14 protein-coding genes are annotated in these 13,589 nt (G+C 61.6%); 10 read left to right on the forward strand and 4 right to left on the reverse strand.

All coding sequences use genetic code 11. The annotated features are described in order from the left end of the window. Positions 1-45 precede the first annotated feature (45 nt). Positions 46-786 (reverse strand): hypothetical protein, encoded by a 741-nt coding sequence (locus L8I05_RS26440; RefSeq protein ID WP_197629255.1) that lies wholly within the window; start codon positions 784-786, stop codon positions 46-48. A 284-nt stretch (positions 787-1,070) separates the two neighbouring features. Between L8I05_RS26440 and L8I05_RS26445 the strand changes: the two genes are divergently transcribed. Genes L8I05_RS26445 through L8I05_RS26455 form a run of 3 tightly spaced genes read left to right on the forward strand, consistent with a single transcriptional unit; the run spans position 1,071 to position 5,117 of the window. Next, entirely contained in the window at positions 1,071-1,523 is a 453-nt protein-coding gene (locus L8I05_RS26445) for a (2Fe-2S)-binding protein (protein WP_159955409.1), read from the forward strand. Next, on the forward strand, positions 1,523-3,760 hold the full coding sequence (locus L8I05_RS26450; protein ID WP_242174507.1) for a xanthine dehydrogenase family protein molybdopterin-binding subunit: 2,238 nt from the start codon (positions 1,523-1,525) through the stop codon (positions 3,758-3,760). Before L8I05_RS26445 ends, L8I05_RS26450 begins: the two co-directional genes overlap by 1 nt. Positions 3,761-3,776: 16 nt before the next feature. Further along, positions 3,777-5,117, forward strand: coding sequence for a cytochrome c (locus tag L8I05_RS26455; RefSeq protein ID WP_242174509.1), 1,341 nt, complete (start codon positions 3,777-3,779; stop codon positions 5,115-5,117). A gap of 279 nt (positions 5,118-5,396) precedes the next feature. On the opposite strand, the gene L8I05_RS26460 is transcribed toward L8I05_RS26455, so the two are convergent. After that, entirely contained in the window at positions 5,397-5,642 is a 246-nt protein-coding gene (locus tag L8I05_RS26460; RefSeq protein ID WP_242174511.1) for a hypothetical protein, read from the reverse strand. A 665-nt stretch (positions 5,643-6,307) separates the two neighbouring features. Here L8I05_RS26460 and L8I05_RS26465 point away from each other — a divergent pair. Then, positions 6,308-6,610, forward strand: coding sequence for a hypothetical protein (locus L8I05_RS26465; RefSeq protein WP_242174521.1), 303 nt, complete (start codon positions 6,308-6,310; stop codon positions 6,608-6,610). A 180-nt stretch (positions 6,611-6,790) separates the two neighbouring features. Here L8I05_RS26465 and L8I05_RS26470 read toward each other — a convergent pair whose 3' ends face one another. Next, positions 6,791-7,036: a hypothetical protein gene (locus L8I05_RS26470; protein WP_242174523.1), complete on the reverse strand. Its 246-nt coding sequence runs from the start codon at positions 7,034-7,036 to the stop codon at positions 6,791-6,793. A gap of 268 nt (positions 7,037-7,304) precedes the next feature. On the opposite strand from L8I05_RS26470, the gene L8I05_RS26475 reads away from it, so the two are divergent. From L8I05_RS26475 to L8I05_RS26485, 3 genes are read left to right on the forward strand one after another with little or no spacing between them, the layout of a single operon-like run. Beyond that, the gene (locus L8I05_RS26475; RefSeq protein WP_242174526.1) at positions 7,305-8,252 is read left to right on the forward strand and encodes an ornithine cyclodeaminase family protein; all 948 of its coding nucleotides are present in this window, start codon (positions 7,305-7,307) and stop codon (positions 8,250-8,252) included. A gap of 21 nt (positions 8,253-8,273) precedes the next feature. Then, positions 8,274-9,407, forward strand: coding sequence for an FAD-binding oxidoreductase (locus tag L8I05_RS26480; RefSeq protein ID WP_242174528.1), 1,134 nt, complete (start codon positions 8,274-8,276; stop codon positions 9,405-9,407). After that, a complete protein-coding gene (locus L8I05_RS26485) occupies positions 9,407-10,033 on the forward strand; it encodes a PAS domain-containing protein (RefSeq protein ID WP_242174531.1) in 627 nt (208 codons plus the stop codon). Before L8I05_RS26480 ends, L8I05_RS26485 begins: the two co-directional genes overlap by 1 nt. A gap of 142 nt (positions 10,034-10,175) precedes the next feature. On the opposite strand, the gene L8I05_RS26490 is transcribed toward L8I05_RS26485, so the two are convergent. Continuing rightward, positions 10,176-10,952 (reverse strand): ABC transporter substrate-binding protein, encoded by a 777-nt coding sequence (locus L8I05_RS26490; protein WP_242174533.1) that lies wholly within the window; start codon positions 10,950-10,952, stop codon positions 10,176-10,178. Between the two features lie 251 nt (positions 10,953-11,203). Between L8I05_RS26490 and L8I05_RS26495 the strand changes: the two genes are divergently transcribed. The 3 genes from L8I05_RS26495 (at position 11,204) to L8I05_RS26510 (ending at position 13,571) form a co-directional block, all read left to right on the forward strand. Then, positions 11,204-11,953 carry a response regulator gene (locus L8I05_RS26495; RefSeq protein ID WP_242174536.1) on the forward strand — a complete coding sequence of 250 codons (750 nt, stop codon included), beginning with the start codon at positions 11,204-11,206 and terminating at the stop codon, positions 11,951-11,953. After that, positions 11,950-13,011, forward strand: coding sequence for an ATP-binding protein (locus L8I05_RS26500; RefSeq protein WP_242174538.1), 1,062 nt, complete (start codon positions 11,950-11,952; stop codon positions 13,009-13,011). The genes L8I05_RS26495 and L8I05_RS26500 overlap by 4 nt, the downstream gene beginning before the upstream one ends. 230 nt (positions 13,012-13,241) lie before the next feature. Then, positions 13,242-13,571, forward strand: a complete 330-nt coding sequence (locus L8I05_RS26510; protein WP_242174549.1) for a hypothetical protein — start codon at positions 13,242-13,244, stop codon at positions 13,569-13,571. The last annotated feature ends 18 nt before the right edge of the window (positions 13,572-13,589 follow it).

The following is a 13,589-nucleotide window of genomic DNA, read 5'->3' on the forward strand; positions in this document are numbered from 1 at the left end:
GAAAGAGAAATGCCGCACCCAGTCACCGAGCGGCACTGGCGCCCCTCACTGCACCGGCAAAAAATTCATCAACAGCAAGCTCTGCGCGTAATTGAGCGCGACGCGCCGGTAGCGTTCGTCGAGCATCTGGGCGAGCAGGTCGAGGCGCGCGACCACTTTGCCGAACTCAACGGCAAAGCTGAGGTTGCTGCCCTCCTCCGATATCTCGTTGGAGAACAGCAGCAAGACGCCATTGGCGTCCTGGCGCTGGCTGAGCAGCCAGGTGGCTTTCTCGATATTGCGCGCGGCGTTGCTGACAAATTGCGGGTTGATTGAGTCAGTTATATAGAACTGGGTACGACCGCCGTGCGCGGTCACGATCATGCTGCCAATGGCATATATAAACGCCCCGACCCGGTCGCCACGAAACTCCGGGCTCAATGAGTAGCTCAGTGCAACCAGGTCGCGACGGTCGCCCAAGGCCGGCAAAGGTTGACGGTTCTCGATGGCCTGGCGGATTTCCCGCGCGGCACTCACCGCATCCGGATAACCCGATTGCCGCCACTGGTTAGGGTTACGCAAGTAGAGCTTGTTCATCAGCAGGTACAGGCTTTTCAGGTTGTCGCGCATGCTTAAGGTGGCCATGCGATCAACGCTGGTCTGGAAGAATTCATCGGGTTTGCCATCGCTGAACTGCCTGGCGATGTCGCGGCTCTGCTGCTGGCTGCAACCGCTTGCGTAGAGCATAAACACCGCTGCAAACAGCAGCGGCCATCGGCTGATAAAAGCTATTAACGTTCGATCCATCGGCACCGGGTCTGGCTGCTGTCCACGCGCAGAATGAGCGCGGTCGTGACAGGGATAGATCAGGAGAATGAAAAAAAGTGCGGCGCGTAGGCTCAGTTCAGCAAAGGCCTACAGGCTGGAACGCCTGCGCAGTGGTGCAATCCTGTCGAATACTTGCCTAATCCTCCGACTTATCGATAACCGGATCGATAGGCCTTGCGCCGTGGTCTAGAGTTCAACGATGGGCGACCAATCGCCTGGCAATTATAAAAAAGCCACACCAACCGATGATAAGCAGGTGAGTCATGGAGCTACGCATTAACCAAAAGGCCTATCAAGTCGACGCCGACGCCGATACGCCGCTGCTGTGGGTAATCCGCGATGACTTGGGGATGACCGGCACCAAGTACGGCTGCGGGCTGGCCCAGTGCGGCGCCTGTTCGGTGCTGGTGGACGGCAACGTGGTGCGCTCCTGCGTCACGCCGGTGTCGGGTGTGGTCGGGCGCGAAATCACCACCATTGAAGCGATTGAGGCCGACGACGTCGGCAAGCGCGTGGTCGCGGCCTGGGTCGAGCATCAGGTGGCGCAGTGCGGTTACTGCCAGTCCGGGCAGGTGATGGCGGCCACCGCGCTGCTCAAGCACACCCCGGCGCCCAGCGATGCGCAGATCGAAGCGGCAATGATCAACCTGTGCCGTTGCGGCACCTATAACGCGATCCGCACCGCCGTGCATGATTTGGCCAAGGAGCGCGTCTGATGAACACACCCAAGGGATTCTTTGACGCGCCCCTGAGCGAGCCGGTCAACCTGTCGCGTCGGCACTTTCTGGCCAGCACCGCCGTGGGCGCGCTGGTGATCGGTTTCGGCCTGCCGCTGGGCTCACCAAGGGTGTACGCCGCCACGAATGCGGCGGCAGAACGCGGCACACAAGTGCCGGCGTTTCTGGAGATTCGCCCCGACGGCAGCGTGCGCCTGCTCAGCCCCTTTATGGAAGGCGGCCAGGGCACCCACACAGCCATGGCGCAGATTGTCGGTGAAGAACTGGACGCCGACCCCGCCACCTTCGTGGTCGAGGCCGCGCCGCCTGGCGATGCGTACGTGGTGATGGAAAACGGCATGCGCATCACCGGCGGCAGCATGTCGGTGCGCATGAGCTACCCGGTCATGCGCCGCCTTGGCGCCCTCGCGCGCGCCATGCTGCTGCAGGCAGGGGCCGAGCAATTGGGTGTGCCCGTGGCCGAACTGACCACGCAACCCGGCCGTGTGGTGCACACCGCGTCCGGCCGTTCGCTGGGCTACGGCGAGTTGGCCGGCCGCGCCCTCGACATGCAGGTGCCCGACCCGGCCACCATTACGCTGCGCGACCCGAGCCAGTTCCGCTGGATCGGCAAACCGGTGAAACGCCTGGATGCGTACGACAAATCCACCGGCAAGGCGCAATACAGCATCGACCTCAAAGTCGACGGCATGCTCCACGCCGCCGTCCAGCATGCGCCACGCCTGGGCATGACCGTGGGCAGCCTGCGCAACCAGGCACACGTGGAGGCCATGAAAGGCGTGCACTCGGTGCATCAATTGCCCGGCGCCGTGGCCGTGGTGGCCGAACGCTGGTGGCACGCCAAGCGCGCCGTGGAAGCGATCCAGGTGGAGTGGCTGGAAGCCGCCGCCGATTCCACCGTACGCGCTATGCCGGCGGATTTTTCCAGCGACAAGTACCGCGACTTCCTCGCCGCCCAGCAAGGTCCGGCGCGTGACGACGAGAACGAAGGCGACGTGGCCGGCACGCTGGCCAACGCCAAAACCAAGGTCGAAGCCACCTACCATAATCAGTACCTCAACCACGCCCAGCTGGAGCCGCCGTCGGCCCTGGCCCGCTTCAACCCTGACGGCTCGCTGGACGTCTGGCTGCCGAACCAGGCGCCGGACATGTTCCGCGCCGACATCGCCAAGCGCACCGGCCTCGATCCCGCAAAAATCACCCTGCACTCGCCGCTGCTCGGCGGCTTTTTCGGCCGGCACTTCCTGTATGACTCGGCCAACCCGTACCCGCAGGCTATCGCGCTGGCCAAGGCGGTGGGCCGCCCGGTCAAGCTTATCTGGAGCCGTGAAGAAGAGTTCCTGCGTGATGTGCTGCGCCCGGTCGCGGTGGTCAAGTTCCGCGCTGCACTGGATGCGCAAGGCTTGCCGGTGGCGATTGAGGCGGTGAGTGCCACCGAAGGCCCGACCGAAGCCATTGCTGGCAAACAGGGCGACAAAATCGACCCCACGGCCCTTGAAGGGCTGTCGGGCAAGTCCTACGCCATTCCCAATAAACGCATCGCGCAGATCTACGTAAAAGGCGCGCCCATGCTCGGCTACTGGCGTTCGGTGGGCAATTCGCTGAACGACTTCTTCTACGAAGCATTCCTCGACGAACTGGCCGACAAAGGCGGCCACGACCCGTACGAATTGCGCCTGCACCTGCTGCGCGACAACAAACGGCTGACCACGCTGTTGCAGGCGGTGGGCGAGTTGTCCGGTGGCTGGAAACGTGGCCCGTACACCGCCGAAGACGGCAGCCGACGCGCCCGTGGCGTGGCCATGGCCTCGCCGTTCGGCTCACAGGCGGCAGTCGTCGCCGAAGTGTCGATCGAGAACGGCCAGGTCAAGGTGCACCATATTTGGGAAGCCATCGACCCGGGCAGCATCGTCAACCCGGCCATTGTTGAAGCGCAGGTGAATGGCGCGGTGGCTTTGGGCCTGTCGCAAACCTTGTTGGAGGAAGCGGTGTACGTGGACGGCAAACCACGGGCGCGCAATTACGACCTGTACCCGATTCTGCCGCTGTCGCGGATGGCGCAGGTACACGTCAAGATCGTCGAGAGTGGTGAAAAAATGGGTGGCATCGGCGAACCGCCGCTGCCCGCCGTGGCGCCGGCCGTGGCCAATGCGGTGGCGCACCTGACCGGCCAGCGTATTCGCAGCCTCCCATTAAGCCGATACACCTTCGCCTGACCGACAAGGAACGCCCATGAACAACCGTCGATTCGCAAGAACCGCAGGCTGGCTGGTGCTGGCCGGCGCGGTGGCAGCCGGTGTGCTGGCCTGGTACGTCACCCGCGAGCCCGCCTCGCCTTTTGAGCAACAACCCGCCGCCGGTTTCGACCCGGCACTGGTCAGTCGCGGCGAGTACGTCGCCCGCGTCAGCGACTGCGTGGCCTGCCACAGTTTACCGGGCAAGGCGCCGTTCGCCGGCGGCCTGGAGATGGCCACGCCGCTGGGCGCGATTCACGCCACCAACATCACCCCCGACCGCGACACCGGCATCGGCGCCTACACCCCGGCCGACTTCGACCGCGCGGTGCGCCATGGCGTTGCGCCGGGTGGGCGCAGGCTTTACCCGGCCATGCCCTACCCGTCTTACGCCAAGCTCAGTGACGACGATATGCGCGCGCTGTACGCGTTTTTCATGAAGGGCGTGGAACCGGCCAAGCAAGCCAACCTTCCCAGCAGCATTCCCTGGCCGCTGAATATGCGCTGGCCCATCGCACTGTGGAACGGCGTGTTCGCGCCGAACACCACCTACGCGGCCAAACCCAACCAGGACGCGCTGTGGAACCGTGGCGCCTACATCGTCCAAGGCCCCGGCCACTGCGGCAGTTGCCACACGCCGCGCGGGCTGGCGTTTAACGAGAAGGCGCTGGACGAAACCGGCGCGCCCTACCTGGCGGGCGGGTTGCTCGACGGCTGGTATGCACCGAGCCTGCGCCAGGACCACAACACCGGGCTGGGGCGCTGGAGCGAGGACGAGATCGTGCGGTTCCTCAAGACCGGGCGCAACCAGCATGCGGTGGTGTATGGCTCGATGACCGAAGCGTTTAACAACTCGACGCAGTTCATGAGCGATGAGGATTTGAATGCCATCGCCCGCTACCTCAAGTCGCTGCCCGGCGACCCGCAGCGCGACGGTTCGCCCTGGCAGTATCAGGCGGCCAACACGCGCGCGGATGCGCCTGGCGCGCACACTTACGCGACCCGTTGCGCGTCCTGCCATGGATTGGACGGCAAGGGCCAGCCCGAGTGGATGCCACCGCTGGCGGGCGCCACCTCGGCACTCGCCAAGGAAAACGCCTCGGCGATCAACATCACGCTTAATGGCTCGCAACGGATCGTCACGGCGGGAGTGCCGGATGCTTACCGTATGCCGGCGTTTCGGGAGCAATTATCGGATGAGGAAATCGCCCAGGTGCTGAGCTATGTGCGGGGTACGTGGGGCAACAATGGCGGTGCAGTCGATGCCGCGGCGGTGAACAACCTGCGCGGGCATACCGACCCGGCGAGCAGTAGCCCGATTATTCTGCATATGCGTTAAGGCCCGGGTCGCAGATCGTTCCCACGCTCCGCGTGGGAATGCCGCCCGTGACGCTCTGCGTCACCCGTACGCAGAACTGGAAGCGTGCGCTGGCTGGCGGGACGCGGAGCGTCCAAGGAGGCGTTCCCACGCGGAGCGTGGGAACGATCTAAAAATGTGGGAGCTGGCTTGCCTGCGATGGCGGTGTGTCAGTCAGGTTATCTGTTACTGATACTCCGCCATCGCAGGCAAGCCAGCTCCCACAATGAGTCCACGGCGAATAGCCCTCTCACACACCCGCTAGGATTTGAACCGATCAGGTAAGTAATCCTGCCTCACCATCTCTTTCAATACCTCAGTGACCCCTGCAAGAAAGTAAGAAAGCTCCTCCTTCGACTCGCAAACCGTCATATCGGCAATCTCCGAATCGCTATAGTTCTCCATAACAATTTTTATGCAGTCAGCAAACACCATCAGTTCACTCTCTGCCACTTTCAAATCAAACAGCGTGACAGTGGCAATACACTCTTTATTCAAAATATCCATGTTCACCACCTCACATAATCAGAAAATTTGGATGCGAATTTTTTCAGCTCTTCTTGGGAGGCTCGGGTCCAAGATCCACGCCGAATCCGCTCGTTGGTATTGGCTTTAGCATTTGGGAATGACGTCACCACCTCTCCGTCCGGTTCTAAAATATGAATGCGGTCACCTGCGCCTTTTACAACCCAACGCCCGTCATCCTGAACAAGAATATCTGACGGGCGCGATGTCTGAACATCATTAACTACAAACCCTGTCGGACGCCCCTCAGCGCTTCTGATTTTTGGCTGGCGGGACGCGGAGCGTCCCAGGGGGCACTCCCACGCAGAGCGTGGGAACGATCTGATTAGTGGCATTGGGTCATGGTTTGTAAAGGGCCAGCAAGCCGTGTCTCTTTAAATTGCAGGACGTTTCCTAGACAATCCCTGCCGCCTTGTGCCTGTTGGAATCGATGGCTAGTCTGCGATCCGTCACTGCTTATCAGTGATCGGGTTTAGTCGCTCGGGTCTTACGTGGCGCATGGTTCTCCATGAAGTTTCATGGTGGCTGTGCGTAGGGCACCTTCGGGTGCGCCGGTTTTCCATGTGACCGGTCGACTAACCTGCGTACAGCCGCCACCCAACGTTTAGTCGCGACGGGTGTCAGCTCCAACCATGTGGAGTTACACCATGAAAAAAGTCGTCCCCGATCCACCCCGCAATGCCACCAAAGACCGCGCCGCCTTCAACCGCGCTATCGACCATTACCTGCCCACACAAGGTATTCAAATCGAAGACCTGAGCTTCGAAGACGCCCTGCTCTACACCTCAAGCTTGCTCGACAGCGCTTCGGCCACGACACTCAACTGCAGTGAGCAACTGCCTAACCCCGAGCGGGCGAAGATCCTGGCCGTGTGGCATTTGCTGGAAATGGCCAAGACCACCGTAGACCGCTCCATCGAGTGCCTGAACCCTGCAAAAACGCCGGCCTGAACACTGTAGATCGTTCCCACGCTCCCGCGTGGGAATGCATCCCGTGACGCTCTGCGTCACCCGTACGCAGAACTGGAAGCGTGCGCTGGCTGGCGGGACGCGGAGCGTCCCAGGAGGCTTTCTCACGCAGAGCGTGGGAACGATCTGACGGTCTGAAACAATAGCCTTCTCACACACCCGCTAGGATTTGAACCGATCAGGCAAATAATCCTGCCGCTCCATCTCTCTCACGACATTCGTCACCTCGGAAAGAAAGAACGACAGCTCTTGCTTCGACTCACACACGGTCATCTCGGCAATCTCGGAATCGGTGAATTTCTCCATCACAATTCTCATGCAGTCGGCAAACACCATCAGTTCGCCCTCCGATACCCGCACATCAAACAGCGTGACGGTGGCAATGCACTCTTTACTCAAAATATCCATGAACACTCCTTCGCCTGATCCCGCCACGATCTGAAACTGTAGATCGTTCCCACGCTCCGCGTGGGAATGCCGCCCGTGACGCTCTGCGTCACCCGTGCGCAGGCTTCAAAGTATATGCTGGCTGGCGGGACGCGGAGCGTCCCAGTAGGCATTCCCACGCAGAGCGTGGGAACGATCTGAACGGCGCCACAGATTTTTTTCGCCTGGACGTTGCCTGAGATAACTAAAAGTCCATAATGGACAAATTAGTTTATCTGCGGAGATAACCATGTCCAGCACGCCCCACGTGATCAACCAGGCCCAGGCCCGTGAATTACTCGCACAGGTCGATGTGCCCCACATCCTGCACAAGCTGTTCCGCGACCTGGCGGCCGGGCAAGCGGTGCAGCCGGCGCAGCAGTTGGTGGAGTTCCCGCAAGGCGCCGGCGACTTTATCAATTACCTGGGTGTGCTGGCGGAAGATGAGGTGTACGGCATCAAGACCTCGCCTTACATCGTGCGCGAGCAAGGGCCGCTGGTGACCGCGTGGACGCTGTTGATGTCGATGCGCACCGGCCAACCGTTGTTGCTCTGCGATGCCGCGGAGCTGACCACTGCGCGCACGGCCGCCACGACGGCGTTGGCCGTGGATGCGCTGGCACCGCCAGCAGCGCGGCGCCTGACGATTATCGGCAGCGGCAAGGTCGCGCAGGCGCACCTGCGCTATGTGCAGAACCTGCGCGACTGGCAAAGCATCCGCCTCTACTCGCCAAGCCTTGGCCGCGCCAGCGCGGACACCCTCGCCCACCTCAACGGCCTGGACCCACGCCTGAGCCTGGCCGAGACCTGCGATGCTGCGGTGCAAGATGCAGATGTCATCCTGCTCTGCACCTCGTCGGCAAGCCCGGTGATCGACCCGATGCGCTTGAGCCAACCCGCGCTGATCACGTCCATCAGCACCAACGCGCCGCGCGCCCATGAAGTGCCGCCCGCAAGCCTCAAGCACATGCAGGTATTCTGCGACTATCGCCAGACCACCCCGGACTCAGCCGGTGAAATGCTGATCGCCGCGCAGCAGCATGGCTGGGACAAGCGCGCGGTGGTCGGCGACCTACCCGAACTGCTCAGCGACATGGTTCAGCGCCCGGGCTATGACCGCCACGTGTTTTTCCGCTCCATCGGCTTGGGCCTGGAAGACATTGCACTGGCCAATGCCCTCTATCACATCCAGCGCTAAGCACTTTTTCAGGAGACGTTCATGAGCCACGCAGACTTCATCATCATCGGCGGCGGGATTGCCGGCGCCTCCACGGGTTTCTGGTTGTCGCAGCATGGCAAAGTGTTGGTGCTGGAGCGCGAAAACCACCCGGCCTATCACTCCACCGGGCGCTCGGCGGCGCTGTACACGGCGGCTTATGGCACCCCGCAAGTGCGCGCGTTGACCTTGGCCAGCCGTGAGTTTTTCGACAACCCGCCGGTGGGATTCTGTGAACATCCGCTGCTGACGCCACGCGGCGAAATGACCGTGGACTTCAGCGGCGACCCGGCGGAACTGCACAACCAATACCTGAGTGCCAAGGCCACCGTGCCGCAAGTCGAGCGGCTGAGCGTCGACGAGGCGTGCGCGAAGTTACCGATCCTGCGTCGCGAAAAAGTCCACGGCGCGATCTTCGACCCAACCGCCAGCGACATCGACACCGACGCCCTGCACCAAGGCTATTTGCGCGGCATTCGGCGCAACCACAGCGAAGTGCGCACCGACAGCCACGTGCTCGGTTTGAGCCGTGACGCCGACGGCCTGTGGCAGGTGCGCACCCAGGACGCGACCTACACCGCGCCCGTCATCATCAACGCCGCCGGCGCCTGGGCCGACCATATCGGCGGGCTGGCGGGCGCGGCGTCCATCGGCCTGCAACCCAAGCGCCGCTCGGCGTTTATCTTCGCCGGGCCAGAGGGCGTGGACACCCACCATTGGCCGATGCTGGTGGCGCTGGACGAAGCCTTCTACATGAAACCCGACGCGGGCATGTTCCTCGGCTCGCCAGCCAACGCCGACCCGGTCGAACCGCAGGATGTGCAGCCGGAAGAGCTGGACATCGCCATTGGCATTTACCAGATCGAAGAGGCCACCACCTTGACCATCCGCCGCCCGACCCGAACCTGGGCCGGCCTGCGCAGTTTTGTGGACGATGGTGATTTGCTCTCGGGTTTCGATCCCCAGGTGCCTGGGCTGTTCTGGGTCGCGGCGCAAGGCGGTTATGGCATTCAAACTTCCCCGGCCATGGGCCAGGCAAGTGCCGCCCTGGTGCGCGGCGCGCCGCTGCCGGAGCAACTCACGCGGTTCGGCCTGGACGCTGGTATGCTCTCGCCCGTCCGCCTGGAGCCGCATTGATGAACACCGCCGAACACGACAAAGTCATGCAGAATTTCCGTGCGATTGCCGATGCAATCGCCACGCTGTTCTTCCCCCACGCCGAAGTGGTGCTGCATGACTTGCGCACACAAAAAGTCGATTACATTGCCAACAACCTGTCCAAACGCGCTATCGGTGACGACTCGGCACTTGAGGACATGGTCAGTGATGACGTCAGCGAAGTGAATATCGGCCCGTACGAAAAGCTCAATTGGGACGGCCAGAAAATTCGCAGCCTGAGCACCGTGCTCCACGACCACACAGGTCGCCGGCTGGCGGTGCTGTGCATCAACCTGAATATCTCGCTGTTCGAAAATGCCAAGGCGGCGCTCGACCTGTTTCTGTCGCCCAGCAAGCTGATCCCGCAACCGGATTCGCTGTTTCGCGATGACTGGCAGGAGCGCATCAACACCTTTTTGCATGCGTGGATGCGCGAGCGCCAGTTGAGCCTGAACCTGCTGACCCGTGACCACAAGCGCGAGCTGGTGCTGGCGCTGCATGCCGAAGGCGCGTTCAAGGGCAAGAGCGCCTCGAACTATGTGGCGAATGTGCTGGGGATGGGGCGGGCGACGGTGTACAAGCACCTGAAGGAATTGAAGGGCTGAGCGGATAATCTTCGAAACACCATCGATCAACTGTGGGAGCTGGCTTGCCTGCGATAGCGGTGTTTCAGGCAATGAATGGTTGACTGACAGATAGCTATCGCAGGCAAGCCAGCTCCCACATTGACTCAGTCGAGCTCCACACTCAGTCGCCGTAAATGTCGGACTTGAAGTACTGCTGTGAAATCTTCTGGTACTCACCACTCGCCCGGATGCCGTCGATGGCCGCATTCAATTTGCCGACCAACTCGGTATTGCCTTTGCGCACCGCGATCCCGGCGCCCTCGCCCACGTATTTCGGGTCTTTGAGCTCCGGGCCGACAAAGGCGTAGCCCTTGCCGCGAGGCATCGACAGGAAGTCGCTCAGCGGGATGGTGTCGGCAAAGATCGCGTCCAGGCGGCCTGACGCCAAATCCATGTAGATTTCTTCGTTATTGCTGTAGCGCTTGACGGTGATGCCCTTGGGCTCGAACACCTCGGTGGCATAGCGATCGGTGGTGGTGGCCCGCTGCACACCGACGGTCTTGCCTTTGAGGCTGGCGTATTGGTCATCCACCACGGCGCCGTCCTTCATCACCAGGCGCGACGAGGTGAAGTAATACTTGTGGGTGAAGTCCACTGACTTCTTGCGGTCTTCGTTGATGGTCATGGACGATAAGGCCATGTCGATTTTCTTGACCTTGAGGGAAGGAATCAGGCCGTCGAACTCACCTTCTACCCACACGCACTTGGCCTTCATCTGCGCGCACAAGGCGTTGCCGATGTCGTAGTCGAACCCTTCGATCTTGCCGTCCCGCGTCTTGGAGGCGAACGGCGGGTAAGCCGCCTCGATGCCGATGCGCAAGGGTTGGTCGGCCGCCAGCACGTGGCTGGACGCAATCAGGCTCAGGGCCAGAGCGGAAATGAGCGTGTGTTTCTTCATGATCGTTGTCTCGCAAGTTGTTGTTGGTTTGGCAAGAAGTGAAGAAAGGGAACGGCAAAGATTTTTTGTACTTATAATTCCATATTGGACTTTTATGTATTTTCCGTCAATCCACGCCTGCTCTGGCTGAAATGATCGCGCCGCGCCAATATTTTCGCCCGCCTCCATCGTTTCTCCACAAAACCTCCCACAAAAGCGCATCGTCCTTGCGCACAATCACCAACGCCCAAGGCACTTGGACCTAGCCCACTATGAATGACGTCCCCATTGCATCGACGCCCCGCCCCGAGAGCGCCCGCGACACCCAGGCGCTCGTGCTGATTGCGGAAGACGAGCCAGAGATCGCCGATATTCTGATTGCCTACCTCAAGCGCAGCGGTTTTCGCACTGCCCATGCCATCGACGGCCGACGCGCCCTGGACATGCACCTGGCGCTCAAGCCGGACCTGCTGCTGTTGGATGTGCTGATGCCGCACGTGGATGGCTGGCAGGTGTTGGCCGAAGTGCGCCATCGCGGCAACACGCCGGTGATCATGCTGACCGCGCAGGACCAGGACATGGACAAGTTGATGGGCCTGCGCATCGGCGCCGATGACTACATCGTCAAACCGTTCAACCCGGCCGAAGTGGTGGCCCGCACCCAGGCGGTGCTGCGCCGCTCCCTTGATTACAGCTACCGCACCAGCCCCACGGTGCTGCGCGTGGATGCGTTTGATATCGACCTGGAAAGCTACGAAGTCACGGTGATGATTGCCGGCGAAAAAGTCCCGCTAGCCTTGACCGTCACCGAGTTCAGGTTGCTCGCCCAGTTGGCCAAGGCGCCCAAACGCGTGTTTACCCGTGGCGAACTGCTGGCCCAATGTTGCCCGGAAAGCGACAGCCTGGAACGCACGGTCGACAGCCATATCAGCAAATTGCGCCGCAAGATCGAAGAGTTGGGGTTGCAGGGTGTGCCGACCAGCATTCGCGGCGTCGGCTACCGGTTTGGGAGTGCCTCGTGAAAATGCTCAACGGCTTGAGCCGCCAGATCATCCTGTCCATGTCTGCCGTGGTGTTGTGCGTGATCGCACTGGCGGTGATCGGCTCGTATATTTTCTATGCATTGTTGTGGACGTACTGGCCGCTCACCGACGAAGAAGTGAATGAATGGTTGCCGGCAAACATCGAGTGGATGTGGATGGGCCTGACCACCTGCGTGAGCCTGGCGGTGGGCTCCATCGTCGCGATGAAGCTGTCGCGGCGGATCCTCATGCCGCTGAACTCGGTGGCCGAAAACCTACGCAAACTGGCCGACGGCGACCTGGATGTGCAGGCCGTGGCCGGTGACCAGTCCATCGGTGAAGCGGCCATCCTGGTCGACGACTTCAACAGCATGGCCAAACGATTGCAGCGCATGGCGCAAGAACAGGCGTTCTGGAATGCGGCGATCGCCCATGAACTGCGCACGCCCCTGACCATCCTGCGCGGGCGTCTGCAAGGGCTCGCCGAAGGTGTATTCGAGCCGGACACCGCCCAGTTCTACAGCCTGTTGGGCCAGGTAGAGGGCTTGACGCGGGTAATCGAGGATTTGCGCGTGGTCGGCCTGGCTGACAGCGGCTACCTGGAGCTCAATCTGCAGGAAGCCGACTTGGCCGCCAGCATTGAAGACGCTGTGCGGCTCTTCGAACCGAGCCTGATGGACGCCGGCTTCGTGCTGCAGCTGGACCTGCAACGCCGCACGATGCGCTGCGACCCGGCCAGGATCCGCCAGGCGTTGTTGGCGCTGCTGGACAATATCCGCAGGCATGCGACACCGGGGAGCGTTGTCGTGCACCTGAGCACCCGCGATGCCATCAACTACCTGCGCGTGCGCGATGACGGCCCCGGTATCGACGAGGGTTTCGCCAAGCATATGTTCGAGGCGTTCCAGCGCGGTGAAAACTCCCGCTCCCGCGCCCAGGGTGGCAGCGGCCTGGGCCTGGCGGTGGTGCGCGCGATTGCCCTCGCCCATGGCGGGGCCGTGACCTGCCGCCGAATGGACAACGGCGGAACGCTGTTCGAACTCAGTTGGCCTGTGTGATTTAACCAGGAACCGCGATGCGCATTTTTCCTCGGTGGTTCAAGCGAGCCCCCCGTTATCGACACTTTGCTTCGCTGGATACCCAGGGTGTGTGCAGGGCGTTCAAGAGCTGTGCTGAACAGCCTGCCGGCGAGCACTGGGTAGAAGTTGAACACATCAACCTGACCTGGCTGGGAAGCACGCTGCCCAAGCGCGCCCGAATCGTTTAGCAACCTACGTGGGCCGGACCTATGTCAACCGCACCACCCTCCTTCGCCAACGCCTACTTGGCCAGCCTTGAAGACGCGTTGAGGCTGCATACCGTGCGACTGAAGAAACTGCAGCGCTTCTGGGTGCCGCTGCAGCAACGCGCGCCCAAGTGGGTGCTGGCGTTGTGGGTGGTGGGGGTCTGTGTGTCGGTCGTCACCCAGTGCTACTGCCATTGGCTGGTGACCGCGCCGCTGATTTGCGGATTGATCGTGGCGGAAATCATCATCGACGAGCGGCAAATGACCCTGCTATTGCGTGCGGATGCAGCACGGGACTTGCTCAGGCAGGCTCGGGAAAGCGGCCGGCAATAACCCGAAGACAACACCGGG

The organism is Pseudomonas sp. MONT-RG-20F-20-E-7-02 (assembly GCF_022662395.1).
Taxonomy (GTDB): Bacteria; Pseudomonadota; Gammaproteobacteria; order Pseudomonadales; family Pseudomonadaceae; genus Aquipseudomonas.

Excerpts from the sequence above, each read along its gene's own strand:
- L8I05_RS26490 (WP_242174533.1), bottom strand. The coding sequence starts at position 10,952 with ATGAAGAAACACACGCTCATTTCCGCTCTGGCCCTGAGCCTGATTGCG.
- L8I05_RS26460 (WP_242174511.1), bottom strand. The coding sequence starts at position 5,642 with ATGGATATTTTGAATAAAGAGTGTATTGCCACTGTCACGCTGTTTGAT.
- L8I05_RS26470 (WP_242174523.1), bottom strand. The coding sequence starts at position 7,036 with ATGGATATTTTGAGTAAAGAGTGCATTGCCACCGTCACGCTGTTTGAT.
- L8I05_RS26455 (WP_242174509.1), top strand. The coding sequence starts at position 3,777 with ATGAACAACCGTCGATTCGCAAGAACCGCAGGCTGGCTGGTGCTGGCC.
- L8I05_RS26485 (WP_242174531.1), top strand. The coding sequence starts at position 9,407 with ATGAACACCGCCGAACACGACAAAGTCATGCAGAATTTCCGTGCGATT.
- L8I05_RS26480 (WP_242174528.1), top strand. The coding sequence starts at position 8,274 with ATGAGCCACGCAGACTTCATCATCATCGGCGGCGGGATTGCCGGCGCC.
- L8I05_RS26465 (WP_242174521.1), top strand. The coding sequence starts at position 6,308 with ATGAAAAAAGTCGTCCCCGATCCACCCCGCAATGCCACCAAAGACCGC.
- L8I05_RS26440 (WP_197629255.1), bottom strand. The coding sequence starts at position 786 with ATGGATCGAACGTTAATAGCTTTTATCAGCCGATGGCCGCTGCTGTTT.
- L8I05_RS26510 (WP_242174549.1), top strand. The coding sequence starts at position 13,242 with ATGTCAACCGCACCACCCTCCTTCGCCAACGCCTACTTGGCCAGCCTT.
- L8I05_RS26495 (WP_242174536.1), top strand. The coding sequence starts at position 11,204 with ATGAATGACGTCCCCATTGCATCGACGCCCCGCCCCGAGAGCGCCCGC.
- L8I05_RS26445 (WP_159955409.1), top strand. The coding sequence starts at position 1,071 with ATGGAGCTACGCATTAACCAAAAGGCCTATCAAGTCGACGCCGACGCC.
- L8I05_RS26475 (WP_242174526.1), top strand. The coding sequence starts at position 7,305 with ATGTCCAGCACGCCCCACGTGATCAACCAGGCCCAGGCCCGTGAATTA.
- L8I05_RS26450 (WP_242174507.1), top strand. The coding sequence starts at position 1,523 with ATGAACACACCCAAGGGATTCTTTGACGCGCCCCTGAGCGAGCCGGTC.